Annotated in this window: 22 protein-coding genes; 9 read left to right on the plus strand and 13 right to left on the minus strand. The window is 40.3% G+C overall.

The window, feature by feature from the left end; all coding sequences use genetic code 11:
* The first annotated feature begins 7 nt into the window (after positions 1-7).
* Entirely contained in the window at positions 8-2,743 is a 2,736-nt protein-coding gene (locus AC6UC9_RS04475; protein ID WP_500701259.1) for an MMPL family transporter, read from the plus strand.
* A 40-nt stretch (positions 2,744-2,783) separates the two neighbouring features.
* On the opposite strand, the gene AC6UC9_RS04480 is transcribed toward AC6UC9_RS04475, so the two are convergent.
* From AC6UC9_RS04480 to AC6UC9_RS04490, 3 genes are all read right to left on the minus strand, one after another.
* Positions 2,784-3,935 (minus strand): MFS transporter, encoded by a 1,152-nt coding sequence (locus tag AC6UC9_RS04480; RefSeq protein WP_500701260.1) that lies wholly within the window; start codon positions 3,933-3,935, stop codon positions 2,784-2,786.
* A 535-nt stretch (positions 3,936-4,470) separates the two neighbouring features.
* Positions 4,471-4,908, minus strand: a complete 438-nt coding sequence (locus tag AC6UC9_RS04485; RefSeq protein WP_500701261.1) for a MerR family transcriptional regulator — start codon at positions 4,906-4,908, stop codon at positions 4,471-4,473.
* A gap of 17 nt (positions 4,909-4,925) precedes the next feature.
* Positions 4,926-5,582: a histidine phosphatase family protein gene (locus AC6UC9_RS04490; RefSeq protein ID WP_500701262.1), complete on the minus strand. Its 657-nt coding sequence runs from the start codon at positions 5,580-5,582 to the stop codon at positions 4,926-4,928.
* 134 nt (positions 5,583-5,716) lie between these two features.
* On the opposite strand from AC6UC9_RS04490, the gene AC6UC9_RS04495 reads away from it, so the two are divergent.
* Both AC6UC9_RS04495 and AC6UC9_RS04500 read left to right on the plus strand, forming a co-directional pair.
* Positions 5,717-7,855 (plus strand): LTA synthase family protein, encoded by a 2,139-nt coding sequence (locus AC6UC9_RS04495; protein ID WP_500701263.1) that lies wholly within the window; start codon positions 5,717-5,719, stop codon positions 7,853-7,855.
* Between the two features lie 104 nt (positions 7,856-7,959).
* Positions 7,960-8,772, plus strand: a complete 813-nt coding sequence (locus AC6UC9_RS04500) for a hypothetical protein (RefSeq protein WP_500701264.1) — start codon at positions 7,960-7,962, stop codon at positions 8,770-8,772.
* A gap of 40 nt (positions 8,773-8,812) precedes the next feature.
* Here AC6UC9_RS04500 and AC6UC9_RS04505 read toward each other — a convergent pair whose 3' ends face one another.
* Both AC6UC9_RS04505 and AC6UC9_RS04510 read right to left on the minus strand, forming a co-directional pair.
* Entirely contained in the window at positions 8,813-9,781 is a 969-nt protein-coding gene (locus AC6UC9_RS04505) for a type I phosphomannose isomerase catalytic subunit (RefSeq protein WP_500701265.1), read from the minus strand.
* 86 nt (positions 9,782-9,867) lie between these two features.
* Positions 9,868-10,857 (minus strand): NAD(P)/FAD-dependent oxidoreductase, encoded by a 990-nt coding sequence (locus tag AC6UC9_RS04510; protein ID WP_500701266.1) that lies wholly within the window; start codon positions 10,855-10,857, stop codon positions 9,868-9,870.
* Between the two features lie 150 nt (positions 10,858-11,007).
* Between AC6UC9_RS04510 and AC6UC9_RS04515 the strand changes: the two genes are divergently transcribed.
* A complete protein-coding gene (locus AC6UC9_RS04515; protein WP_500701267.1) occupies positions 11,008-11,967 on the plus strand; it encodes a nucleoside hydrolase in 960 nt (319 codons plus the stop codon).
* Between the two features lie 64 nt (positions 11,968-12,031).
* Here AC6UC9_RS04515 and AC6UC9_RS04520 read toward each other — a convergent pair whose 3' ends face one another.
* Together AC6UC9_RS04520 and spx are read right to left on the minus strand one after the other, a co-directional pair.
* Positions 12,032-12,841 (minus strand): Cof-type HAD-IIB family hydrolase, encoded by an 810-nt coding sequence (locus AC6UC9_RS04520; protein ID WP_500701268.1) that lies wholly within the window; start codon positions 12,839-12,841, stop codon positions 12,032-12,034.
* 61 nt (positions 12,842-12,902) lie between these two features.
* Positions 12,903-13,301, minus strand: coding sequence for a transcriptional regulator Spx (gene spx, locus AC6UC9_RS04525; RefSeq protein WP_010022968.1), 399 nt, complete (start codon positions 13,299-13,301; stop codon positions 12,903-12,905).
* A 202-nt stretch (positions 13,302-13,503) separates the two neighbouring features.
* On the opposite strand from spx, the gene AC6UC9_RS04530 reads away from it, so the two are divergent.
* Positions 13,504-15,048: a bifunctional metallophosphatase/5'-nucleotidase gene (locus AC6UC9_RS04530; protein ID WP_500701269.1), complete on the plus strand. Its 1,545-nt coding sequence runs from the start codon at positions 13,504-13,506 to the stop codon at positions 15,046-15,048.
* A 43-nt stretch (positions 15,049-15,091) separates the two neighbouring features.
* On the opposite strand, the gene rny is transcribed toward AC6UC9_RS04530, so the two are convergent.
* Positions 15,092-16,684 (minus strand): ribonuclease Y, encoded by a 1,593-nt coding sequence (gene rny / locus AC6UC9_RS04535; RefSeq protein WP_500701270.1) that lies wholly within the window; start codon positions 16,682-16,684, stop codon positions 15,092-15,094.
* A gap of 130 nt (positions 16,685-16,814) precedes the next feature.
* Here rny and AC6UC9_RS04540 point away from each other — a divergent pair, with 130 nt between their 5' ends.
* Together AC6UC9_RS04540 and AC6UC9_RS04545 are read left to right on the plus strand one after the other, a co-directional pair.
* Positions 16,815-17,222, plus strand: a complete 408-nt coding sequence (locus AC6UC9_RS04540; protein ID WP_500694080.1) for a helix-turn-helix domain-containing protein — start codon at positions 16,815-16,817, stop codon at positions 17,220-17,222.
* Between the two features lie 9 nt (positions 17,223-17,231).
* A complete protein-coding gene (locus AC6UC9_RS04545) occupies positions 17,232-18,077 on the plus strand; it encodes an SAM-dependent methyltransferase (RefSeq protein ID WP_500701271.1) in 846 nt (281 codons plus the stop codon).
* A gap of 190 nt (positions 18,078-18,267) precedes the next feature.
* On the opposite strand, the gene AC6UC9_RS04550 is transcribed toward AC6UC9_RS04545, so the two are convergent.
* Together AC6UC9_RS04550 and AC6UC9_RS04555 are read right to left on the minus strand one after the other, a co-directional pair.
* Positions 18,268-18,741, minus strand: coding sequence for a hypothetical protein (locus tag AC6UC9_RS04550; RefSeq protein WP_500694082.1), 474 nt, complete (start codon positions 18,739-18,741; stop codon positions 18,268-18,270).
* A gap of 15 nt (positions 18,742-18,756) precedes the next feature.
* On the minus strand, positions 18,757-19,176 hold the full coding sequence (locus tag AC6UC9_RS04555; protein WP_500701272.1) for a hypothetical protein: 420 nt from the start codon (positions 19,174-19,176) through the stop codon (positions 18,757-18,759).
* Between the two features lie 136 nt (positions 19,177-19,312).
* On the opposite strand from AC6UC9_RS04555, the gene AC6UC9_RS04560 reads away from it, so the two are divergent.
* Together AC6UC9_RS04560 and AC6UC9_RS04565 are read left to right on the plus strand one after the other, a co-directional pair.
* On the plus strand, positions 19,313-19,753 hold the full coding sequence (locus AC6UC9_RS04560; protein ID WP_500694084.1) for a universal stress protein: 441 nt from the start codon (positions 19,313-19,315) through the stop codon (positions 19,751-19,753).
* Between the two features lie 52 nt (positions 19,754-19,805).
* A complete protein-coding gene (locus AC6UC9_RS04565) occupies positions 19,806-20,690 on the plus strand; it encodes an RluA family pseudouridine synthase (protein WP_500694085.1) in 885 nt (294 codons plus the stop codon).
* A gap of 56 nt (positions 20,691-20,746) precedes the next feature.
* Here the strand turns inward: AC6UC9_RS04565 and AC6UC9_RS04570 are convergent, their stop codons facing one another.
* From AC6UC9_RS04570 to AC6UC9_RS04580, 3 genes are all read right to left on the minus strand, one after another.
* Entirely contained in the window at positions 20,747-23,155 is a 2,409-nt protein-coding gene (locus AC6UC9_RS04570; RefSeq protein WP_500695833.1) for a phosphoketolase family protein, read from the minus strand.
* A gap of 235 nt (positions 23,156-23,390) precedes the next feature.
* Entirely contained in the window at positions 23,391-24,896 is a 1,506-nt protein-coding gene (gene gltX, locus AC6UC9_RS04575) for a glutamate--tRNA ligase (protein WP_500694087.1), read from the minus strand.
* Between the two features lie 150 nt (positions 24,897-25,046).
* Positions 25,047-25,772 carry a GntR family transcriptional regulator gene (locus AC6UC9_RS04580; RefSeq protein ID WP_500694088.1) on the minus strand — a complete coding sequence of 242 codons (726 nt, stop codon included), beginning with the start codon at positions 25,770-25,772 and terminating at the stop codon, positions 25,047-25,049.
* Positions 25,773-25,883 lie beyond the last annotated feature (111 nt).

The following is a 25,883-nucleotide window of genomic DNA, read 5'->3' on the forward strand; positions in this document are numbered from 1 at the left end:
TTCTTCGATGAAACATTTTATAAGGACGTTACACGAAAATAGGATTTTCTCTTTAATTATTTGGCTAGTTGTCATTTTTATGGCAATTGTCAGTCTCCCCAACCTGAGTCAGGTTGTGATACAGGCTGGCAACCCGGAAATGAACTCAAAGTCCCAGATGTATAAAGCACAGAACTTACAGAACCAATGGGGCGAAGGCTTAGATGGAACCACAAGTATGAACATCGTTTACCACGCCAACAAGGGTAAAATTACCAGTTCTGAGCAAAAGGACATTTACAATCGGGTTGGTAAGATTCAGAAAAGTAACGGGGACAACGGTATTAGTCGGATCACCACCGCTCACACGAGCCCGAATGGTGCCTCAAAGTTTATCTCCAACGATCAATCAACCGAGATTGTGAATATTCATGTTCCAAAAAGCAATGCCACAAGTGCAAGTTTTGCTAACACGCTTCAAAAGCAATTCAACGTTGATAATGGACTGAAGACGTACGTCACCGGTCCGCAATTAATTAATCAAGACAACAATGAGAAGATTTTAAGCGTCACTAACATTGTGACCATTGCAATTTTCATTCTTTCTTTAGTCTTTATTGCCATTGCATTTAGATCACTATTAGCACCGGTTTTTACCTTTATCACCCTGATCATCGCTTACCTGGTTTCATTAAGTGCAACAGCTTTAATGTCAACTCAACTTAGTCTCCCGTATTCGCCATACATTCCTTTAGTAACTGGCTTGGTAGTAACTTTATTTGGTACCCTTGCTAGTTTCTTTTTGTATCGACGTTTTGAATTGGCACTTAAAAACGAAAGCGTTGACCCCAGTAAAACAGCCACTAAAAGTCTTACATATCCACTTGGGGCAACCGCAATAATTACGTCATTAGCATTTGGATCACTTTACCTGCTCAAGTTTAGTTCGGTTCGGGCCATTGGTAGCGTCGCAATTGTCGTACTAATAACTCTATTCGCCGTGATGACCGTGACCCCAATGTTCATGCAACTCCTTGGACCAACCTTTTTCTGGCCAAAGAAGAAGACTTTAAAACTCGCAAACGAGGGCTTCTGGGGTAAACTTGCCCATGTCTCGTTTTTAAAACCTCTCCTAGGACTACTAATTGCATTAGTGATTACGGTCCCACTAGTTTTATTCTATCGTCCTAATGTAACCTACCTTACTAACAACAATTTAATTGCTAATGATCAGGCTGAAGTCGGTAGACACATCCTTCAAAATCACTTTAATAAGGGAAAACCAACTCCAGTCACTATTTACATCAAAAATAACCGACCCTTTAATAATGACAACACCATTAGTGCCATTGACCAGGTTACAACGAAGCTTCAGTCCCAAAAAAACGTTGCGCAGGTGTACTCTGTGACTCAACCAGGTGGGGATGAAATTGATAAATACTATTTACGAGATCAATTGAATAAGACCACTTCAACGCTTAATGACATTAGTAATTCCCTTAAGGGCTCACAAAGAACCCTTAAGGGTGCAAACAAGACACTTCAACAGAAAAACATTAAGAATCAAACTAAATCAGTCGATTCACTGATTAGACAACTTGATCGGATTAGCGATACGAGTGAACAAGCTGACACCAACAATTTCAGCACATTCACTCCACTTGAAACGGCTCAGTCATCTAATCAAGCCCAGAAGTCCAAAAAACTTCGCCAAAATCTCTCACAAGTGTCTGATCAGTTGAGTACCACCAGTCAAAGCTTGACCCAGTTAAGCAACCAAATCTCTGACGCCCAAAATTCTGGACTGGAAGCGCAAGAAGCGGTCCAGCAATACAACGAACAAGCGTCTAAAGTTCGTGGTGAAATTGCGTCCGTTAACCGAACTTTAAAGGAAAGTAAGGATAAGTTAACGCCCGTCACTGGTTACTTAAATGGTGTCAAGAAGTCAAGTGCTGGGAATACCTTCTACATCTCACCGCAACAGATTAATGACACCGATTTTTATCAAACTAAGTATAATTTTGCAAGCGAGAACCAAAAAGTAACCAAGCTCGAAGTAGAATTTAATAATGAGCCCACCGGCAACACGAACTTAAATAACGTTCACAACATGCAAAATACGGTTAGAAACCAGTTACAAAACACCAGCCTGGAAAACGCTGAGGTCGCTTATACCGGACAACCAATTGAAAACGCCAACGTTCAAACTAACTTTGACCACGACTTTATTATTGGAATAATGATGATCATCTTAATCGTTTTCGCCTCCATCATCATCGTTAGTCGTTCCATTCTCCAACCATTTTGGTGGTTGGTCACATACGTGATGAGTGTCTTTGCAGCACTGAAGGCTACCCAACTTATCATGTACTATGCCGCAAGTGACGGTCAATTAAACTGGCAGGCATCCGTTTCCATGCTGGTTCCCCTTTCCATAATTGGGATATTTGAATTAACCTTTTTGGCCATTTCCTACCGAAAACAAAATCCGGACTTACTAGGATGGTTGACCGGTGGGACAAGTGCATTTACAAAAACAGTTAGTTACGTGATGTTTGCTACCATTATCATTACATTCGGCCTTTTCGTTAGTTTGCTTCACTCGCTTGACTTCATCGGGCTCACCGTCATCATCACGGTTATTATCTTTAATGTCATCCTGCCACTTGTCACAACTGGACTTGGCAAACTAGCAATCACGTTACCTCGTTCCGATTTGCATCATTGGCCCTTTTATAAAAACAAACGAGCCAAAAATAAATAATCAAAAAGCCATCAGTTAAACTGATGGCTTTTATTATGCCCTAAACATTCATTTTACGAATTGATTTAAAGTAAAGAAACAAGACGACCAAAGAACCAGACATTGCAGTAACACCAAATAATACAAAAATCACCTGGATGTTAATAACCTTTGAAAAGGCACTGATAAACAATGACTCAAGTGCCATCAAAAGAGCCGTAATTAGATTGCAAAAAGACATCAACGTAACTCGGAGTCGTTTCACCACTGTATCCTGCAGTTCAGCGTTTAGTGTCGTATCCCACACTTCAAAAAGTGAACTAAAAATTACAAATGCAATTAAAGCAACGATGAAATTCGAAATCCCTAAGAGCAGTGACATCAATAAGCCAATTGCCATGCTTAAAGAAATCACCCTCATTCGGCCATATTTAGCAACTACTTTAAAGACGTTTGCCGAAAAAACAGCTCCAATGATATCAACAATCGCTAGGATCATCGCAATGTTACCGGTGCTAAATCTTGTAATGTGGGATAGGTACAACGACCCGTATTGATACATAATCGAAGCCGTAGCCTGTGAAATCGCCACTACTAGGATTAACTTCTGGTAGTTTTTATTACTAACCAAGAAAATCCGTAATTGCTTTAAGACACTTGGAGCATTGGGCTCATTAACCACCGGTCGGGGTTTAATCACTAATACCGTCATGATTGAAAGAACGTGGGCCATAATTGAGGCGGTAAAGACCAGTGGCCACGAAACGTCTGCCAAATACCCACCAACCATATTACTGAAAGCAACCGTACAAATCATGATGGCGTTGTATCGTCCCCAAAATTTCTGGTAGTGTTGTTTTTCATCTGACTCATAAATGATGGCCTCATCGGTTCCCGAAATTAGCGAAAGTCCAATTCCAAACAAAACGAACCCACCAAATACTAGCAAGTGGTTACGTGCGACAAAAAAAGTTGCAACATATAATACACACATTATCTGACCCAAAATCAAAGTGGTTTTGTAGCCAATTTTGTCAGCAATGATTCCGGATGGTAGTTCACAAATAACCTGAGTTGCGTTAATCACAAGTTGTAATAATGCAATTTGGCCAACTGACCATCCCATATGTTTCAAATAAAGCATCCAAATTACTAATTCAAAGGTTAAGTTAGAAAAGAATGCGTACGTATACATTTTCCTGATATTTTTCATAATTTCCCTCATTTCAGTTTAACGATTACTAATGAAGTTGAGGAAATTCAATGATTGATTCAGGATCAATGTTTCATCCAAATAATCGAATGAAATTATGACTCAACTTCATTTCACAACTATTTGGGAAACAGTTTGTCTTTGAATAAATACCGTTACATGCCGTGCTGAAAACTTACTGCCAATTTCTTGAAATTCGCTTTCCATCGTTGACACCTCCGACATAATTAATGATTATTCAAAAGTATATACTTTTAGTCCCTAAAAACAAGGCTCCTAACAAAAAGGGAATCGGCACCTCTGCCGATTCCCCACTGGGTTAAATTCTAAAATACTAACAAAACAGCAACTAGTATCAAAATTGATACCAACCCCAGCACTGTCAAAATGACTTTTTCAAGCAATGCCATTATCAAATGACCCTTCCTAGCACTCTACTTTTTCTACTGCCAATAAATATGCTACCGTACATAAGTCATTCCGTCAAAAAACACCAAAACTGATTATCAGCTTTGATGTTTTTTGACGATTAATTTTAGTTATCTTTTAAGAGGTACTTAACGGCCCCGTCTTTATCAAGGTAGCCATACAGACGCTTCGTGTGAGCGTCATCAAAGTATCCCATGTCTGCCATTCGTTTCCCATTTACTTCGTCACAACCATGATCCACTCGCTTAAAAAAGGAATACAAAAAAGCAATTCGTGATTTAAACTGCGTCGCCTTTTGATAAGCAGACGTCAGGGTGTAACCGTCATCTAGATATTCTTTCATTAACTTAATCAGTACAAAATTTGAAAAATCAAAAACTCGTGACGCTAATTTTTCAACCCGGGTACTTCTCACGTATCCCTTTTTCTCCCAGTATCGGAGTTGTCTTGGTGATACCCCCGTCATCTTACTAACTTCACCAATTCGAAAAATAAAGTCCTGCATGTTAAATGAATTGATGATCTTGTCATTAGCTTCATGCATTTGTCGCCTCGCCTCCACTACTTATTGTATTCAGTGACCTTGATTTGATTACCATCAACACTCATCTTAGTAATACTGCCATTTTCGGGACGTTTTGTCATATCATACTGTCCTTCAGAAAAACGTTCTACTAAACTAAGCAGGGTATTTCCGTGACTAATCAAGAGGACGTTGTCGCCATCTTGAACCTTAGCATCGTGAGTAATCATATCTAACCCCTTATCAAGTCGTTTCCAGTAATCAGTTGCATTTTCAGCCATATGGAAAGGATCAGCCTCTTTCATATAGTTCTTAGCCGTATTGATATCATATTTATTTACAATGTCTTTAAAAGTTGGTACTCCATGAGGTGCTCCGGCCTCGTACCACGCTTCATCCATGTTTAATCCTTCAAAATAACCATAAAATTGTTCACGAAAATTGGGAGATACGACAGGCTCATTAATATCTGAAACTAAATTATCGTTTAGAATAATCTTGGCGGTATCTTCAGCACGAGTAGTATCACTGCAGTAAGCTTGAACAAATTTGATGTTAGATAAACGTTTAGCGGTCTTTTTGGCACCAGTAATTCCCTTGTCGGTTAGTGGTGAATTACTCCAGCCTTGTAATTTGTTAAAAATATTGAAATAAGTTTGTCCGTGTCGGACAACGTATAGGGTAAATTTTGCCATTGTATCTCCTCCATTCACACTCTAAGTATATCACTTGTGGGCTTTAACTTTTCTCTAAGATTCTCCCTCAATCCTACCCAAATTTAATAAATCTGATAAGATAGGGGTTGGACTTAAAAAGGGGACTTTATACCTTGAAAACGATCAAGAAAATTCTGTCCAAATGCAATACTAGAATTGGGTTTTTCGTCTTACTAGTAGTACTTTTTTGGGCTAAAACAATTTACGCATATTTCACTGACTTTAATTTGGGTGTCGACAGTATCTTTCAACTGTTTTTGCTCCTAATTAATCCAATCGCAACCACCGTTATTATGTTAGGTTTGGCGCTTTATCTAAAACCAGCTAAACTTTTTTATCCAGCAATCCTGTTTCTGGACTTTCTAAACACGGTTCTTTTATACTTAAACGTAATTTACTTTCGTGAATTCACCGACTTTATGACGGTGTCGACCATGACCGGTTATTCCAAGGTCAACCAGGGACTAAGCGGAAGCTCATTAGCACTAACTTCGCCCCACGACGTTTTTTACTGGATTGACATCGTGATCGTCATCCTCTTACTTTTGTTTAAAGTGATTAAGATTGACAAACGGCCACTACAGGCCCGAGTTGGTTTTGCGGTTTTCTCACTTGGAGCCCTCATGTTAGTTGGTAACATTACTTTGGCCGACATGGATCGGCCCCAATTATTGACCAGAACCTTTGACCGCACTTACATCGTTAAATACCTGGGTTTGGATTCTTTTACCGTCTATGACGGAATAAAGTCCCAACAAACCAACAACATGCGAGCCAATGCCAATAAGTCTGACTTAACGGGGATTCTTAAATTCAAAAAAGAACACTACGCCGCTCCTAACAAGAAAATGTATGGGATTGCCAAGGGTAAAAATGTCATTATCATTCATCTAGAAAGTTTTCAGCAGTTCGTGATTGATAAAAAGATCAATGGCCAGGAAGTCACTCCATTTTTAAACAAGTTGTATCACAGTAAGTCAACTTATTCCTTTGATAACTTCTTCCATCAGGTTGGCCAAGGTAAAACGTCCGATGCAGAAAACATGCTCGAGACTAGTACTTATGGTCTCCCACAGGGATCCTTATTTGCTCAACTTGGCAGTGACAACACCTTCCAGGCTGCTCCTGCCATCCTTGGTCAAAAGGGATACACGTCCGCCGTCTTTCACGGAAACGTTGCTAGCTTCTGGAACCGAAACAACACTTACAAAAACCTAGGATATGACTACTTCTTTGACGCCAGTTACTACGATACCTCGGGTGATAAGTCAACCGGATACGGACTGAAGGATAAGCTCTTATTTAAAGATTCAACCAACTATCTTCAGCACCTCCAGCAACCGTTCTATGCTAAATACATCACGGTTACCAATCACTTCCCGTATCAACTAGACGCTGAGGATCAGAAGGATTCTGATTTCAAGGCCCCTGATACTAATGATGAAGCCGTTAACAACTACTTTGTAACGGCCCACTATCTCGACCAATCCGTTCAGGAACTCTATGAGTACCTTGACAAAGCCGGTTTACTAAAGAACTCCGTGATTGTCCTATATGGGGATCACTATGGCTTATCGAACTCTGAAAACACCAGCTTAGCACCGCTACTTGGAAAAGACCCCAACGACTGGAATGACTTTGATAACGCCCAGTTGCAACGAGTTCCGTTCATGATTAACATGCAAGGAATCAAGAATGGTCACGTGGATCATACCTATGGTGGTGAAATTGATGTACTTCCAACCTTGATGCACCTTCTTGGAATCAGTTCCAAGAAGTACATTCAATTTGGGACGGACCTCTTCTCCAAGCATCATGATCAGGTCGTTGCTTTTAGAAATCGGGACTGGGTTTCTCCTGAGTACACTTCGGTTAATGGGACGGTCTATGATAACAAGACCCAAAAAGTAATCCATCCGGATAAAAAGTTGAAACAGAAGTTAGAAAAGACGCAAGATAAAGTCAATCTAGAACTCTCGTTATCCGATACGCTGAATGAACAAAACCTACTTCGTTTTTATCATCCTAAGGGATTTAAACCAGTTAACCCGCAGAAGTACAATTATGCTAACGGATTGGACCATGAAGAAAACATTGAAAAGAAGCTTGGAAAAGCCTCAACCAGTCTCTACTCAGAACGACATGATAAGAGTACAAACAGTTTATACCATACCGATGCTCCTGAGCTTTACCATAGTTCAACTAACTCTAATCGAATTCAAATTACCAACCCTGATTCAAACAAAGAATAACTATAAAGAACCCACATCGGTTGATGTGGGTTCTTTTGTATGGCTGTACTAGTTTTTACCTGTGCTATAATACGGGTAAATCTAGGGATGGAAGGTTACAAATTATGACTAAGTATACAGTTACAAAAAGAGCCAAGCAGTATAAACAGCCCCGTGGTGGTTTCATTCCCGTCTCATCCCTTCACATCAAGCAGTTTACGCCAGACGAATTTCTGCCAATTGCTAGTGAAAACATCACGCCCAGCTTTATGGGACTGGTCGTCGACTATCTAACACGGTTTGAAGTCACCGGAGACGTCGTAGCAGCATTCAGCATTCCTGAAATTGGTGCCCATAACGTTGACCTACTAGCGGCCGAAAAGACTGGTCACCATTACGATGGTAATATGGACCGTTTTAAACAATTAACCAGTGAAATCAATTCCGGACTTGATGATGACAGCATTCAGTGCGCCATTCAACTCGTTAATTATGACATTGACTACCGGATGGGACCTAGTTACTACGTTCCTCGTCCCAAGTATCAAGCAAATGATGTTACCATTGAGCACATTAAACAAATGGTTAACCGGGGCGTTCAGTTCTTGAAGCAAGCATCAGAAGATGGGCCCATTACAATTGACTTTGATTTTCCCGGTGCGTACACCGACACCGTCGTAAACGGCGATGGTGACTACCTGACCAAGGATGGGCTGTGGGATTTCAAGGTATCAAAGGCTAAACCAACCAATAAATTCACCCTCCAGATCCTGATGTACTACATCATGGGGCTCCATTCAGCAAATAAGTCTTATTTTGAAATGGTTAAACAGTTAGGCTTGTTTTATCCACGCCAAAATTGTCTGTATTGGATTAACATAGCCGACATCAAAACCAAGACGCTAGAAACGGTGGCAGAGGATGTCATTGGATACTAAAATACCACTATCGTTGAGGTAGTGGTATTTTTGTCATATTTTAGTTTGCGGTTGTCTGAATAATTCGGAGGTCTCCCTTTAACTGATACGTTTTGGCTTGAACTGGCAAGACATACGTACTTCCCTTTTCAAGCGAATACGATTTGCCATCGACAATTAGTGTCCCTGTTCCATCAATAACAACGTTCACTGAATAAGTCTGCATGTCTTTAATCTCGGCTTGACCGTGAACCACAATTTGATAAACGTTAAAGTACTTTGATTTCAATAGACGTGTCCGGGCTGGATTATTTGAATCGACAACCAGTTGGGTTTGCTCGGGGTCTGGTAGAACGTTCGGAGTATTAGTTACTTTAATGGCATCTTCTACCTGGAGTGGTCGTTTCTTCCCCGTCTTTTGATCCACCCGGTCGAAATCATAAAACCGGAGCGTGTTGTCAGAATTTTGTTCCACCTCAAGAGCGACAATGCCTGCTCCCAAAGAATGAAGCGTACCAGCTGGTACATAAACCATCTCACCTGGTTGAACCGTTTTCGTTTCTAAAATCTGGTCTAACTGGTGGTCTTTAATGGCCTGACGAATTTCATCCTTACTTTTGGCGGAATGACCGTAATATACCTTTGAATCTGGTTTGGTGTCTAAAATGTACCAGCACTCAGTTTTTCCATTCTTTTCATTAAAGTACTTTTGCGCGTTCTCATCACTTGGATGAACCTGGATTGACAAGTTTTCCTTGGCATCCAAAATTTTAACCAATAGTGGAAAGGAGGCGTTAGCCGGATGCCCACCAAATAGTGCTGGATGTTTCTTCCAAACTTCTTTTAAAGTCTTTTCATCGTAGGGTCCGTTATAAACCACTGACAAGTCATCACCATAAGTCGAAGCAATCCACGCCTCTCCAACGTGATTACTATTTAACTGATAGTGATACCGCTTTAGTTCAGTTCCACCCCACATCTTATTCTGTAAAACGGGCTTTAAAAATAAGGGAAATACTTCATTTGTCATGAACATCATCCTCCAGTTAAGAAATTTCAACTAGTTTCATGATAGCATCATGTTAATGGTTTCACAACATTTATCCTTTTTTGAACCTACTTGCGGTGAAGCGAAGTACTGTGAACGGGTCCCCTTCGGTCGGGATAAATTTCTTTCATTAAAACGTTAATGGCGGTGGGAGCCTCACCAAATCCAGTCGCAATCAAGTCTTGTTTGCCGGGATAAGTAATCTGATCCCCAATCGCAAAGACCCCTGGCACACTGGTCTCAAAAGATTGATCAACCTCAAGTAAGCGATGATTAAGGGCTGGTTGAATCTGCCATTCCTTTAACTGGCGATTATTCGAAATAAACCCGTAGTTCACCACGAGATCATCCACCATCATTTCCATCTCGTCATCTTCAGTCTTAACCTTTTTACTGGTAACCCTTAAACGATTATCAATCTCATCCAGTCGTTTGATTAAGTATGGAGTAACCACTTCAACTGATGATTCTTTCAATCGGTCAACCATGTACTCAAGACCACGAAATTCGTCCCGCCGGTGCAATAAAAACACCTTACTTGCAACCCGTTCAAGCATTAAAGCCATGTCAACGGCGGAATCGCCACCACCAGCAACCATAACGTCTCGCCCCTTGAACTGGTTTAAATCATTGATACTGTAAAAAAGACGTTTCCCAGTGAGCTCTTCGGCATTTTCAGCCCGTAGTTCACGCGGCTTAAAGGCACCGTTGCCAGTTGCAATGATGACGGCTTTACTCTTAGTGGTCCCCTTACTGGTTTCAATCTCAAAATAGTCATCTTTTTTAATCACATCGACTACCTTACTCTCGACCTTTTGGTCAACATCAACGGTGTCAAGTTGTTTTTGCAGCCGTGAAATCAGCTCGTCACCCGTGACGCCCGCAAAACCAGCCACGTCCAAAATGGTTTTTTCAGGATAAAGCGCTTTGACCTGGCCCCCAAGTTCAGGAAGGCTCTCAATGATCTGCGTTTTAGCATCCCGCAGGCCAGCGTAAAACCCCGCAAACATCCCAACGGGACCGCCGCCAATAATTGTTATATCGTACATATTTTCCATTTTTATCACTCTTTATCTAATTTTATCTTTAACCAAAGTTTACCATGCAAAGACAAAATAAAAAAACCAATTTCATATCTATCGCAATTTCCTACATATTAAAGTATTATAAAGTTGTACTGTAACTGAAGTTATATAGGAGGACTTTATATGAGTACCAAAAAAATGATTTTGGACCTTGATACTGGAATCGATGACTCAATGGCACTAACCTACGCGGTTGGCAATTCTGAGATTGATTTAATCGGGGTCATTGCTTCGTTTGGCAACATCGAAGCCGAACGGGCAGCCGTTAATACCCTTAAAATTTTAGATTTACTTGGTGCTTCAGACGTTCCGGTCTTTATTGGTGAAACTCATCCATTAAGCGAAGATTATGTCAGAATGCAAGTCAGCGCTGACATTCACGGTGAAAATGGGATTGGCGACGTTGACCTTCCCGAACCAAGCGGTGCGGTCCAAAGTAAAAACGGGGTCGACTTCATGATTGAATCCGCTAAAAAGTACGGTAACGATCTAACGATTGTGCCAACTGGTCCTCTTACTAACTTAGCCAAAGCAATCAAACAAGCTCCAAAAACCATGGAGAAGGTTGGCAATGTGACTTTAATGGGTGGTGCTTTAACCGTTCCGGGCAATGTCACCCCCGTCGCCGAGGCCAACATCAACCAAGATGCCATTTCAGCAAACGAAGTTTTTACCAGTAACCTCCATATCAACATGGTCGGCCTTGACGTTACGTTACGAACCCTTTTGACCAAGCAAGAAACCCAAAAGTGGCGTGAATCTGGGACAATGGCTGGAAAGAAAATGGCTGACATCGTGGATTTCTACATCAACATCTACGCTGATATGTATCCTGAACTTGGCGGCTGTTCCTTACACGACCCACTCGCCGTTGGTGTAGCGGTCGACCCCAGTTTCGTAAAATTCATTGATATGAATATGATCGTTACCACCAAACCCGACGCATACTATGCTAGAACAATCGGTGATAAGAATCGATTAGATGATCCTAACACCAACGTTAAGGTGGCTGTAGCGGTTGACTCCAAACGCTACTTAAAAGAATTTATGAAAAATATGAATAATGCGTTTGAGACCATGTAAAAAACCATATAAAAATGAGCTAAACATAATTGTTTAGCTCATTTTTATTTGATTGTATTTATATTTATTGATCAGCTTTAAAATACTGCTTTAAAAAAACTGCCACGCCATCATCGTCATTAGATTTAGTCACATCCGTCGCAATTTTCTTGATTGGTTTCTGAGCATTCGCCATCGCAACTCCAACCTTGGCCTTCTTAATCATTCCGGCATCGTTTTCAGCATCACCAAATGCCATTAGATTAGAAAAATCATCACCATAGTGACTAAGCAATGCTCCTAATCCATAGGCTTTATCAACACTGGGTGCCAAGAATTCTAGGATTTGGGGTTGCGAACGAACAATGTGATACTGCTTTTTCACATCTTCAGGCATGTCACTAACAACTTTATCAAGAACGTCTGGTTCGGCTGCGATAACAGCTTTAGAGTAGCTTTTGTCTGGCATCTCAGAAAATTTAGTTGGTACAAACTGCATGTCAGCATTCAACATTTGTTGATAAATCGATGGTTTTAAATCGGAGATTGGATAGACCTGGGTAAAATCAAGAATATCTAACGGGAGGCCGTTTCTTTGAGCGTATTCATAAAGTAATTTGAACGCATCTCGATTCATCCCACGCTTAAATAATTCATACTTATCGGCATTTCGAACCACGAGCCCACCATTAAAGGTGATGGTATAGTCATCTGGCTCATCAAGGTCTAGTTGTTTAATGTACTTCCAAATGGCATTGATTGGCCGTCCAGTACAGAGCACCACTTTGATTCCCTGTCGGTGTAACTTTTTTAACTCGTCTTCGTTTACTTTACTGATCTTCTTATCACCTGTAAGCAGTGTGTTGTCAAGATCGAGTGCGATCATTTTAATCATATTAATTCCTCATCATTTAAATTATTCATAAAAAAACGCCCATACCGGGCGTTTTCATATCTTAAGAAGTTAACTTCGACTCTAATTGTCTCAATTCTGCTTCACGAACATCTCGCGGTAAGAACCGTCTAATTTCTTCTTCGTTATAGCCAACTTCAAGACGTTTGTCATCAAAAATGATCGGACGCTTGATTAGGTCAGGGTACTTTACTAATAGGTCAACTAACTCGGTTAAAGATAAGTCATCTAAGTTCAAGTGCAGTTTCTTAAAAACATTTGATCTTGTTGAAATAATATCCTCACTGCCATTTTCGGTTAAACGAAGAATTTGTTTTACTTCGTCAGCGTTAAGTGGGTTTGAATTGATGTTTCGTTCCTTAAATGGAATATTATGGTCTTTCAACCAAGCACGTGCTTTACGACTTGATGCGCTGCTTGGTGCAACATATAAATTCAACATGTAATAACCTCCTCATGTCTAACATTTAACATGACTTGTTTAAATTAGTACGAATGTACTTATTAAACAACTAAATTGTATCATATATTATTACTTCGTCAACGTTATTTTAAACTTAAATAAAGCCTGATTTCTAGCTTTTATTTACACTTTCCTTAATAAATATTATAATTTGTACTATATAAGAGGGAGAGGCCAAACTATGAAACTCAAAATACTATGTACGAGCGATATTCACGGTTATTTAGCGCCAACAAATTACGTTAAACCAAATGAAAACATGCCCTTTGGTTTAGAAAAGGCAGCAACCACAATTAAGCACGAACAGGAAGGCTTCGACCACACCTTAATTTTAGATAATGGTGATTTTTTAGAGGGGTCTCCTCTCGCCTACTACACGGCCGAAGTTTTAAAGCTTCCGAGTGCTAAGGCGATTAATAAAGCATACGATACGATTGACTATGACTTTGGATCACTCGGGAATCACGAATTTAACTACGGACAAAGTTACTTAAAAAATACCATCAAAAACACCAAGCGCCAGTTTATCTGCGCCAACATCCTAAACGAAAAAGATGAGCCAGCCTTTGGGTCGGCCTATGCCATTAAAGACTTTGGGGATCTAAAGGTGGGAGTATTAGGTCTTACCACTCAGGCCATTAACCAGTGGGAGAATAAGGCCAACGTTAAGGGGCTTAAGTTTAAATCTGGCTTAGAAACGGCCAAAAAATATGTCCCAATTCTTCGCCAAAAAGCTGACGTGGTGGTTATTTTGTATCACGGGGGGTTTGAAAGAGACAAAGTAGGTAAACTTAGTGAAAAATTCACTGGTGAAAACGAAAGTTATCAAATTTTAAAAGAAGTTCCCGGAATTGACGCTTTAGTGACGGGTCACCAGCACCGAAAGCTCGCTAACCATCTCTTTGGCGTTCCGTACGTTCAACCCGGACATCGTGGTGATTACGTAGGCCAAATTACCCTTGATATTAATGATAACGATAAAACGGTGGTCAACAGTAACGCCAAACTAATCTCAACGGCTCAAAATAAGCCATTTCAACCGACCAAAAACGTCGTTGATCCAGTCGACCAAGATGTTGAAAAATGGCTCTCAAAACCACTCTCAAAGATTAAAGGTAATCTCAAATATAAAGATCCCTTCGAAGTTCGAACCCATGGATCGGCCTTTATCAATTTTATTCAAAGGGTCCAAATGGAAACAATGGGAGTTGATATTTCGGCAACCGCGCTCTTTACCGACGAAGCCCATGGATTCGAAAATCCAATCACCATGAGAAACATCATCACCAACTACGTCTATCCAAACACATTAGCAGTCTTAAACATTACTGGAGCGGACTTAAAAGCTGCCCTTGAAAAAACTGCTGATTATTTTGCCTTAAAGGATAATAAAATCATTGTCAACCCCGTATATACTTATCCGAAACACCGGGACTATAACTATGACATGTACGCGGGCATTGATTACACTATTGACGTCTCCCGGCCGATTGGTTCCAGAATCGTTAACTTAACCTATCACGGTCGCCCAGTTCTGGACCATCAGCCCTTGAAGATCGTCTTAAACGCATACCGCGCCGTTGGTGGTGGCCACTACCCCATGTACGATGAAAGTAAAATTATTTCCTATAACACCATTACCATGAGTAATTTGATTGCGAAGTACCTTCAAGATCATCCCGTAGTCGACGCTAACAACCAGCAAAACTTCAAAGTCATTAAATAAAAAAGTTCCTCACCACGTAAATACCAATGGTGAAGAACTTTTTTTATCCAGCTTTTTTCTTTTTATTGTTTTTCGGTTTACCGCCCACGTACTGAACGGCTTGCAACTGTCGAATTGTAGTAACCTTAATTTTACCAGGATAGGTCAATTCGTTTTCAATTTGGTCCTTTACTTCATTGGTTAACTCACTACTTTGCGTATCGTTAACCTTCTTTGGATCAACCATGATTCGAATCTCACGACCGGCCTGAATGGCGTAACTATCCTTAACGCCGGGATGTTCATTCGCAATTTTTTCCAAACTCTTTAATCGATTGATGTACTCTTCGACCGATTCGCTTCTGGCACCTGGTCGAGCTCCTGACATTCCGTCAGCCACTGCGACCAAAATAGCGTATGGGTTATCTGGTTCAACGTCGCCATGATGAGACGCAATCGAGTTTATGACAATTGGATCTTCACCATAAGCCTCAGCTAACTTCACTCCCAGTTCAACGTGTGTTCCGGAAACTTCTCTGTCAATCGCTTTACCAATGTCATGGAATAATCCAGTCCGTTTAGCCATCCGAACATCTAAACCAAGTTCAGCAGCCATCACAGCTGATAGTTCGGCAACTTCAATGGAATGCTCTAAGACATTTTGACCATACGACGTTCGAAACTTTAAGCGTCCCACCGTCTTCATTAGGTCCGGATGAACCCAACCAAGGTGCAAGTGACTAACGGTCATCTCACCAGTCTTTCTTAATTCATCCAAAACTTCCTGTTGGGTTTGATTGATTTCATTTTCAATTACACCATTATTAACCTGCTTAACGGCCAACAGATCGTTAATGGAATTGCGCGCAATCTCTCTTCTAACCGGATCACTGGTACTAATGATTAACGTTTCCGGGTGTTCTGGATCAAAAATTAAATCAACCCCGGTAAGGGTCTCAATCAATCGTAATCGTTGGTCATCTTTGCCAGCAATCTTGGCGCGCATTCCAGCATCCGGAATAATCACTGAGCGCTCAATGTGGTCACGAGGAACATCAACTGGCCCATCTTGAACTGCCTCAATCATAAGATTACGGGCCTGTTTGGCAGCATTAAATGCCATTAAGTCATTATTTTCCTTAACGGTAGTATCAAAGTCACGTTTTAAATCAGCTTCAAGAGTGGCCAAAACGAGCTGTTTGGCTTGACCTTCAGTTAATTCACCCCGATCGTGGATGATTTGTTTTCTTTGCTTCTCAAGTTCTAAGACGTCATTACGAGCCTTTTTGAGGTTTTCAACTAGAAGGTGATTACTGTTCTTTTTAGTTGTTAGAGCGTCCTCTGATTTGTCCAAGCGGGCAACGGAAGTCTCCAAGCTTTTTTCTCTATGATCAATTCGCAGTTTGCGGCTCTCGTTTTCTTGAACTTGGGCATCGAGTTCAATTTCTTCTTCTTTACGATAATTTTCAGCTGCTGTTTTACTTTTATCTTCAAGTTTTCTTTTAGTATCATTAATCTTAACTTGGTTATTATCTTTAATCTTACTAGCAGCAGTCCTGGCGGCTGTCAGTCCCTTGTCGACGTGGTTTTTTCGTACGTAGTAGCCACATGCTGCTCCAAGTAAGAGTGCAATAATAATTGCAATGGAAGCTATCAATTTGACACTTCCTTTCTTTTCAATTCATTTTAATCTATTTAAATAATAACATTTAAATCTTTATTTTAAAATAAGTCACTCGTGCTTTTTGATGATATCATGAAGTATAATGGTATTAAGGAGTGATTCTATGTTTCCTGAAAGACTCAGAGCTTTACGAACTGGTCAGAAAATCACATTGACTGACCTTGCAAACGGATTAAACACAATGTTTCCCACTGACAAAGAGCATGAGAATACCGCCTCACAGATCGGCAATTGGGAACGTGGAATCCGTAATCCTTCTTACATTGAAGTCAAAAAATTAGCTGAATTTTTTGGGGTGTCAATGGACTATTTGAGTGGCCGAGTTGACCATGAAGAATCCGATCTTTCCAAGTTATTTATCTCTGGAAAGCAACTCTTCTTCAACGGCGAAGCCATTAATAACAACGATCGGTACGAGATTTTTCAACTTATCAACGGCTACCTTCACGGTAAACAAAACAGAGACGATGACCACAAAAATCACCAAGAATCGCTTGACTTACACTACTAAGGACATCAAATGGATAAACGTAAACTCAGAAAAAAACTCAAAAAACGTCATCAGTTGAAACAGGCGACTCCACCTTACATTCATCAAATGGAACAGTATCGTGACGAGTATCGGGAGTATCCTGAGATTAAATACTTAATTAACAACGTCTTAGCAGCCAATCAATTACTTACGGCTGGTAGACTTCCGCAGGATTTGCCCAAGCTGATTCTTCCTGATGACATTCAGGACCAGATTTATCAAAAAATCAATTCCAAGTACGCCATGAATGATAGTAGCGGTGATTCCGAATGGAACCGGCTTTCAGGCGATCTTTCTGACCTTGACAAGCACTTGCGTGACTTTCGTGATTATCTCGAAAATCAATACGGGATGTGGGCATACATCTCCTCATCGTTTACCTACCATCTTGCAAAATACTTAGATGGTCATGCTGCCCTTGAAGTAATGGCGGGTAACGGCTACATCTCAAAGGGACTCCGTGATAACCACGCAAACGTCATCGCAACTGACAGTTTAGATTGGCAAAACGAGAACGAAACTGGCAGACATCCCGTCACTAACGTGGAAAAGTTATCAGCTCTCGACGCATTTCACAAGTATCAGGACCAGATTGACTATGTAATTATGTCGTGGTCTCCAGATGGCATTCCAATCGATAATGAACTTCTTGAAGCAATCAGAAAGTCAAATCGTGATATCAAATTAATCGTCATTGGTGAGAAAGACGGGGCCACCGACTCCAAAGAGTTCTGGCAAAACGCACAACTTTACGATGACGAGGGCATTAAGAACCTGAATCAACACTATTCAAACTTCGATTTAATCCAAGATCACGTTTATTTAGCAAAATAAAAAAGCTTCCAACAAAAGTTGGAAGCTCTTTTTGGCATCTGAACAAGTCAGACGGACTAACTAGGTGTTCACATCACCTGCTAATCAAACCATCTGCAATCCGGCAGATAAACATGGTTCCCACAATCAGACTAAAAAGTCTGCTCGGCTCTTCGCATGCTTATATTTTACCATAATTTGCAATTAAAAGCTATTTGGAACTTGCATCATCCTGTTCATTAGCCGCAATCTGATCTAATTTATCCTGAGTCCAGTCAACGAACTGCGCCAAATAAGTTCCATCGGGCTCTTTTTCAAAACTAGTTGAATCCGCCAACTCATCAATTCGCATTTTAGAACGGTTGACGTTGGGAGAAGCAATGATCATGTACACATTGACTGATTTTATCCCGTCTCCCACCGTTATTTTAGCAATGTTTTTAGCGTAGTCTAGCGGTAAATTAATGACCGAGGTCTGCAGTTTCAGCTGAATGTCATGATCAGAAACGGTGATTTCCGCGCTGGCAATCCTGTCTTCTTTCAGATTACTTGCGATAAAATCAGTCATCTTCTTCAAGTTTCCCTTTAAGTCAGATTGCAACTTTTTAAGGGACATTTCCGACACCTGTTTCTGAAAATCATCATTTCCAGCTGCTTCAACAAACTCTTTTTCATCAATTTTCATTTCATTCACCTAACTTTATTTTCTAAACTTCATATAATGAGCCACACGTTCTTTCGTCGTTGCCTTTCGGACCTGATAAGCAATCATGAACCAGTAAATATTTACACCAATGGAACCAATTACCAGCACAATGACGGCAATTCGAAGTGGCCATGTTGCATGACTAATGGTAATCATCGCAATAATCGCTGCGATTAACCCAATCGTGTAAATAACCTGAACGGCTGCCAACAAATAATATCCTAAACGACTTTTAAACGCAACCAGAATCATCGGAATCAAATACATAATGGCTGCAATGGCTGACGTGCGAACTAGGCCACTGACACTCGACTTGACCGTTAATTTCATGATTGGCATCGTCATAACAATGTTTACAATCCAGAACAATATCAGTGAAATAAACGCCCACGTTAACGTCTGTTTTCTTTTCATTTTACTCATCCTTTTAGCTTCAGTATAACGAACTTCTCAATTTGATACCAACAATTTTTGTTTTAGCTAAATTCGTTACGTAAATTCTTAAAACATGGTATAGTTAGTGTATAAGAAAACAAATGAGGTGAGCTAAATGGCCAAGAATTACAAGAGGATTTTAGCACCGGTGGATGGTGCTGAAGATACAATGCCTGTTATGAGTCGTGCAATCACAATGGCTAAACAAAATGACAGTCACTTAGATATTTTAAATGTAATTGAAGTTAACCAATTCAACCGTAGTTACGGGGATGCAATTACCGCCGACGCTGTTTACCAGTTAACTGACAAGACAAAGAAGATTCTTGAAACTTTGAAACAACAAGCAATTGACGCTGGGGTAACCGACGTATCAATTCATATGCGTTTTGGTAATCCCAAGAAAGTCATTGCCAAGGAATTTCCAAGCGATCACCATGATGACCTGATCATCATCGGTGCTACTGGTCTTTCAGCCGTTGAACGTTTGATGGTTGGCTCGGTCACTAGCTACGTCACACGTGCTGCTACTCAAGACGTCTTAGTAGTCAAATAGTCACAAAATCTCTACCCACTTATTGAGTGGGTTTTTTATTTTGAGGAATTTTATGAAGAAATGGAAATATGAATTAACCGTCCCCAAATCATTTGATCAACAAACCGTTCGGGAGTATCTGCACGAATATCTTTTAATTCCCAAGCATTTGATTTTCTCACTAAGAAAAAATCATCGCGTGTTAATTAACGGTCAGTACCTGCCCATGAACTTTCTGGTTAAGCAAAATGATCGAGTCACACTCGAGTTTATTGCTGCCGATTTTAAAGTCCCGTTCCCACACGTTCCATCAGATTCATCGAAACCACTAAACGTTGTCTACGAAAACTCTGACTTTTTAATTGTTAACAAGAATCGCGGCGACAAGACTCATGCCAATCAACCTCACGAAATGGGATCCACCCTTAATTTTGCTGCCAACTACCTTCAACCCCAAAACGACGCTTACATGGTTCATCGCTTAGATCAACAAACCAGTGGTGCACTTATCATCGGCAAGAATCCATCCGTGGTCCCCATCTTAGTCAAAATGATTGAAATTAAAGCAGTCAAGCGAACTTACTTGGCCTGGGTTCATGGTCATTTTAAAAATCAATTGGGAGTAATCAATCAGCCAATTGGTTTTGATCCTTACGACCAGCGTAAACGCAAAATTAACGGACCAAATTCTAAATCAGCGATCACAAATTACAAGGTCATAAAAACGGATCCAGACAAAACCCTCGTGGCCCTTCAACTTCAGACCGGTCGAACCCATCAAATCAGGGTGCACTTGGCTTCCACTGGTCATCCGATTATTGACGATCCCTTGTACGACCCGAACGGTTATCCTAATCATCCCATGCTGCTTCATTCTTGGCGGGTCCAAATGATGACACCGTTCTACCATCAACCACTTGAAGTTATTGCCCCACTACCGCCTGAATTCAATATGTAAACAAAAAGAGTGAACTCATATGAGTTCACTCTTTTCTAATTAATTAGTTACATTAATTATTTCTTAGCTGGTTTTTTAAGTGGTTCCCATTTCCAGTTTTCAACTTCTGGCAAGTCAGTACCGTACTCTCTAATGTAGTGGTCGTGCTTGTCGAGCATGTTGTTCATTTCTTGGATAAATCCAGTACCCTTAAGGGCGTATTCTGGAATATCAGAAACAACTTCCTTAGACAAATTGAATCGGTCTAATTGGTTCAAGACACGCATGTCAAATGGTGTAGTAATGTCACCATTTTCACGGTATCCATGAACGTGAACGTTCTTATTGTGACGATCAAAGAAGATGGTTCTGATAATATCTTCGAAACCGTGGAATGCGAATACAACCGGTTTGTCCTTAGTAAAGAGTTGATCGAATTCCTTGTCACTAATACCACGAGGGTCTAGTTCTGGGTTACGTAACTTAAGCAAATCAACAACGTTGATGTATCTAATCTTCATTTCAGGGAAACGCTTGTGCAAGATTGAAATTGCAGCAAGGGTTTCAAGAGTTGATTCAACACCAGCAGATGCCATAACAACGTCAGGTTCTTCACCATTGTCAGTTGAAGCCCAGTCAATGTAGCCAAGACCGTTCTTAACAAGGTTTGAAGCTTCGTCAATGTTAAACCATTGTGGACGTGGGTGCTTTGAAGTAGTAATCAAGTTAATTCTTTCGTAACTATCAAATGCTTCGTTACCTACAGCCAATAATGTGTTTGCATCAGCTGGGAAGTATTCACGGATAAACTCAGGTTTCTTTTCAGACAAGTGGGTAATCATACCTGGATCTTGGTGAGTGTAACCATTGTGATCTTGTTGGAATACAGTTGATGAATCGATGAAGTTCAATGCAGGATACTTGTTTCTCCATTCGAGTTCAGAAGCTTTTCTCAACCACTTGAAGTATTGAGTAAGCATTGAATCTACAACTCGACCGAAGGCTTCGTAAGTTGCGAAGAATCCATGACGACCAGTAAGGGTGTATCCTTCAAGCCAACCTTCGTCTTGGTGTTCTGATAGTTGTGAATCAATCAAACGACCATAGTGAGCCATGTACTCATCATATGGTGGGTTGATATTTGGCAACCATTGACGACGAGTAACATCGAATAAGTGCCATAATCTGTTAGACCATGTTTCATCAGGGCCGAATCCACGGAAGTTATTAGGATTTCTCTTAGTAACGTCACGTAGCCATTCGGACCAAACAACCATGTCTTCGTTTTCAGTAGCACCTGGAGTCTTGATATCAAGAGCGTAATCACGGTAGTCAGGTAAGTCTAATGGCTTAGGATCGATACCACCGTTAGTGATTGGGTTCGTTGACATCCGTTTGTCACCCTTAGGAGCTAATTCTCTAAGGTATGGCTTTAAAGTACCATTTTCATCAAATGATTCTTCAGGTTTGTAACTCTTCATCCATTCTACGAATTCATCAGCAGTACCCATGTCATCTGCTGATAGTGGAATTGGAACTTGGTGAGCTCTAAATGATCCTTCAATTGGAAGACCTTCAGCGTTCTTCTTAGGGCCAGTCCAACCCTTAGGTGAACGGAAGATGATCATTGGCCATTTTGGTTCTGTAGCAGTTTCTGCAGTTTGGTTCTCACGAGCGTTCTTTTGAATGGCTTTAATTTCTTCAATTGAAGCATCCATAACTTTAGCAAGCTTTTCGTGAGTTTCCATTTGGTCGGTACCGTAAGGCATGTTGGTTTCAACGAAACGAGGCTTCCAGCCCATACCTTCAAAGTATTTAGTAATGTCTTCGTCAGTCATACGAGCTAAGACAGTTGGGTTAGCAATTTTGTATCCGTTTAAGTTAATGATTGGTAAAACAGCACCATCAGTAACAGGGTTGATGAACTTACTTGACATCCATGAACCAGCCAAAGGACCAGTTTCTGATTCACCGTCACCGATTTCAACGGCAGCGATAACGTCAGGATTATCAAAGATTGCACCAACACCATGTGAAAGTGAATAACCTAATTCTCCACCTTCATGAATTGAACCTGGAGTTTCAGGTGCAGCATGTGATGCAATTCCACCAGGGAATGAAAATTGCTTGAACAGGCGAGCCATTCCGGCTTCATCTTGAGAAATCTTAGGATAGATTTCTGAGTAGCTTCCATCCATGTAAGAATTTGAAACCATAACTTGGCCACCGTGACCTGAACCTTCAATATAGAACATATTAAGATCATACTTGTTGATGACACGGTTCAAATGGGTGTAAACAAAGTTTTGTGAGGCAATTGTTCCCCAATGTCCAATTGGCTTAACCTTTACATCTTCAGAAGTCAAAGGCTTCTTAAGCAAAGGATTAGCACGTAAAAATAGCTGACCTACTGACAAGTAATTTGCAGTATTCCAGTATTGTTGCATTTTTTCAAAATATGATTTGGAATCATAATCTACTGCCATGCTATAACACTCCTTTTAAATAATCGGCAGCTCGTTTTCGAGCTGGATCTAATCTGTTTTTGAAAGCGCCAAACTTATTGGCTTACCTACAACAACTATGATAAAGACTTTTGGTGAAATGTCAACCATTTCGACAATTGATACGAACCAATTTTAAGCCCTTAAAAACCCTAATTTCAAGCAATTTTAAGCACTAAAAAAGTCTCCAATTTTTCAATTGGAGACTTAAAATATTTTATTCAATTCCACGAAGTGCTTTATTAATTAATGCACTGATAACTGACGGTGAAAATAGTCCCATAATCTGCGCAACTTGGGGAGCAGATGTGTCACCAGTAAAGATGACGTTTAGTGGGAAGTAAAGCTGTTTACCCTTCATCCCCGTTTCTTTGCCAACCTCATTAACAATTGGACCATAATCAAGTCCTTTATTTTGACCGTTTTCACTGGCCTCATGAATCTTGTCTTCTAAAGCATTGAATAACTTTTCCAAATCATCGTGTGAAAAGTCGCTGAGTTTTGAGTAATCAATGTTTTGACCCAAAATATTGTAATAGAAATCCATGTATTCCATGATTTCAGTCAACTTAAACACACTGTGTTTGTAAATATCAATCACCTGTTCAGCGTAATCGTGCAGGTTGGGAATGTCATCTTCTTGAATCTTCTTGGCAATGTCAGTCTGCCCTTCATCAACGAGTTCGACCACCCGATCGGCAAGTTCACTTGATGGCATGCTTTTTACGTATTGCGAGTTAATCCAGTCTAATTTGTGTTGGTCAAAGAAAGCTGGCGATTTTGACATTCGCTTTGGATCATACGCCTTAATCAGTTCGTCCTTTGAAAAGATTTCCTTTTCACCAACCGGTGACCACCCAAGAAAGGCAATGAAGTTAAAGATTGCTTCACGTAAGTATCCTTCACGCTTATACTCACTGATGAACTGCAAAGTATCCTTGTCACGTTTACTTAACTTCTTACCAGTCTTCGGATTATAAATCAATGAGATGTGACCAAAGTTAGGGTGCTGCCATCCTAATGCATCATAAACGGCCATTTGCTTAGGGGTGTTAGCGATGTGATCGTCACCCCTTAAAACATCAGTAATGTCCATTAAGTGATCATCGACCACCACAGCAAAGTTATAGGTTGGTAATCCATCACTCTTTTGAATGATAAAATCGCCACCTAAATTGTCAGAATTAAATTCAACCTTACCTCTCACAATGTCGTCCCATTCGTAGGTATGATCCTTTGGTAAATGTAAACGAATTGTGTAAGGTAATCCCTTATCTTCAGCGGCTTGAATATCAGCTTCAGAAGCACCATACCAACGTCCATCGTAATGTGGAGCCTCTTTATTTGCCCGTTGCTTTTCCCGCATCTCTTTTAGTTCGTCTTCAGTGGCAAAGTCCTTGTATGCCAGACCCTTGTCCATTAATTCACTGATGTATTTATCATACAAAGCTCTTCGCTCCGTTTGATGATAGGGAGCATACTTCGGATTAGGCTTATCAGGGCCTTCATCCCAGTCAATCCCTAACCAGCGTAAGTTGTCCATCTGGCTTTTTTCACCACTGTCAACGTTACGCTTTAAATCAGTATCTTCGATTCGAAGAACCATCGTTCCGCCGAAATGTTTTGCAAACAGATAATTAAATAAAGCAGACTGTGCATTTCCGATGTGTAAAAAACCAGTTGGGCTTGGTGCATATCTAACTCTAACGTTCTTTTTCGCCATCTTAATACTTCCTTTTTTGCCAGCATTGGCACTCTTTTAAATCTCTTCGTACATTCTTACATTACGTTAATTCCGAACCAATGTACGTGCTTACAACAATTCCATTATATCACTTTTAAACTAACTCAAAAAATTGAGTAAAAGTCGATTCTAGTTATTCAAATCAACAAACGTGTTGTAATTAAAGTACTTATAATGAATGCGCATGTTGGAAATTTCAAACGGGGTTCCATCGTCTAAAAAGAAAATCCCACCCATGACCACGACTGGTTCATCAGGCTTTAAGTTCAATAGTCTTTGATCATCAATCGTGGACGGTTGGGCTTCAATCGACATGTAGGATTTGGTTCCCGTCTTGTTTAGCTTTTCCTCTAAGTAGTTAAAAATCGAACCCTTAACCACTCGCTTACTCATCTTGGGCGCCACTTTAACCGGAATATAACCAGACTCGATAATAATAGGTGTCGAATCAACCGAGCGGAGCCGTTTAATCTCATACACTTCATCACCTTGATTTAGAAACAGATCTTCTAAAATCTCAGGGGTGGGGGCAACAACTTTAAATTCCAGTAAATCAATCTTTGGATCGTACCCCTCAACCTTCAGATTATTGGTAATTCCAAGGTTAGATCCCTCGTAACTAAAAATAGATTTATTCTTCAAATAAAGTGGATTAATAAAGGTCCCAGAGCCACGTTTCTTGAAAATAATTCCCTGTTCCGCTAGGATACCTAAAGCTTGCTTAACCGAGCTCCGACTGACGTGATACTTTGAACTTAAAGTCCGTTCATCCGGTAAACGATTATTATTGAAATAGTTGGAATCAATCTTCTTTTTTAAATCATCCATTACCCGTTTATAAACTAGATCAGCCATTCAATACTCCTTATTAGACGTTTCTTACCCATCATTTTAACATATTAAAAATAATAAATTTTGGCTAAAAAAATAGAGCTCCGATCAAATCGAAGTTCTATTTTTCTAATT

The organism is Fructilactobacillus sp. X7R4C1, from assembly GCF_059901115.1.

Excerpts from the sequence above, each read along its gene's own strand:
- AC6UC9_RS04555 (WP_500701272.1), bottom strand. The coding sequence starts at position 19,176 with ATGAAAAGAAAACAGACGTTAACGTGGGCGTTTATTTCACTGATATTG.
- AC6UC9_RS04485 (WP_500701261.1), bottom strand. The coding sequence starts at position 4,908 with ATGCATGAAGCTAATGACAAGATCATCAATTCATTTAACATGCAGGAC.
- AC6UC9_RS04545 (WP_500701271.1), top strand. The coding sequence starts at position 17,232 with ATGGATAAACGTAAACTCAGAAAAAAACTCAAAAAACGTCATCAGTTG.
- AC6UC9_RS04540 (WP_500694080.1), top strand. The coding sequence starts at position 16,815 with ATGTTTCCTGAAAGACTCAGAGCTTTACGAACTGGTCAGAAAATCACA.
- AC6UC9_RS04505 (WP_500701265.1), bottom strand. The coding sequence starts at position 9,781 with ATGACAAATGAAGTATTTCCCTTATTTTTAAAGCCCGTTTTACAGAAT.
- AC6UC9_RS04520 (WP_500701268.1), bottom strand. The coding sequence starts at position 12,841 with ATGATTAAAATGATCGCACTCGATCTTGACAACACACTGCTTACAGGT.
- AC6UC9_RS04560 (WP_500694084.1), top strand. The coding sequence starts at position 19,313 with ATGGCCAAGAATTACAAGAGGATTTTAGCACCGGTGGATGGTGCTGAA.
- AC6UC9_RS04475 (WP_500701259.1), top strand. The coding sequence starts at position 8 with ATGAAACATTTTATAAGGACGTTACACGAAAATAGGATTTTCTCTTTA.
- AC6UC9_RS04565 (WP_500694085.1), top strand. The coding sequence starts at position 19,806 with ATGAAGAAATGGAAATATGAATTAACCGTCCCCAAATCATTTGATCAA.
- gltX (WP_500694087.1), bottom strand. The coding sequence starts at position 24,896 with ATGGCGAAAAAGAACGTTAGAGTTAGATATGCACCAAGCCCAACTGGT.
- AC6UC9_RS04490 (WP_500701262.1), bottom strand. The coding sequence starts at position 5,582 with ATGGCAAAATTTACCCTATACGTTGTCCGACACGGACAAACTTATTTC.
- AC6UC9_RS04580 (WP_500694088.1), bottom strand. The coding sequence starts at position 25,772 with ATGGCTGATCTAGTTTATAAACGGGTAATGGATGATTTAAAAAAGAAG.
- AC6UC9_RS04570 (WP_500695833.1), bottom strand. The coding sequence starts at position 23,155 with ATGGCAGTAGATTATGATTCCAAATCATATTTTGAAAAAATGCAACAA.
- spx (WP_010022968.1), bottom strand. The coding sequence starts at position 13,301 with ATGTTGAATTTATATGTTGCACCAAGCAGCGCATCAAGTCGTAAAGCA.
- AC6UC9_RS04515 (WP_500701267.1), top strand. The coding sequence starts at position 11,008 with ATGAGTACCAAAAAAATGATTTTGGACCTTGATACTGGAATCGATGAC.
- AC6UC9_RS04530 (WP_500701269.1), top strand. The coding sequence starts at position 13,504 with ATGAAACTCAAAATACTATGTACGAGCGATATTCACGGTTATTTAGCG.
- AC6UC9_RS04550 (WP_500694082.1), bottom strand. The coding sequence starts at position 18,741 with ATGAAAATTGATGAAAAAGAGTTTGTTGAAGCAGCTGGAAATGATGAT.
- AC6UC9_RS04480 (WP_500701260.1), bottom strand. The coding sequence starts at position 3,935 with ATGAAAAATATCAGGAAAATGTATACGTACGCATTCTTTTCTAACTTA.
- AC6UC9_RS04500 (WP_500701264.1), top strand. The coding sequence starts at position 7,960 with ATGACTAAGTATACAGTTACAAAAAGAGCCAAGCAGTATAAACAGCCC.
- AC6UC9_RS04510 (WP_500701266.1), bottom strand. The coding sequence starts at position 10,857 with ATGGAAAATATGTACGATATAACAATTATTGGCGGCGGTCCCGTTGGG.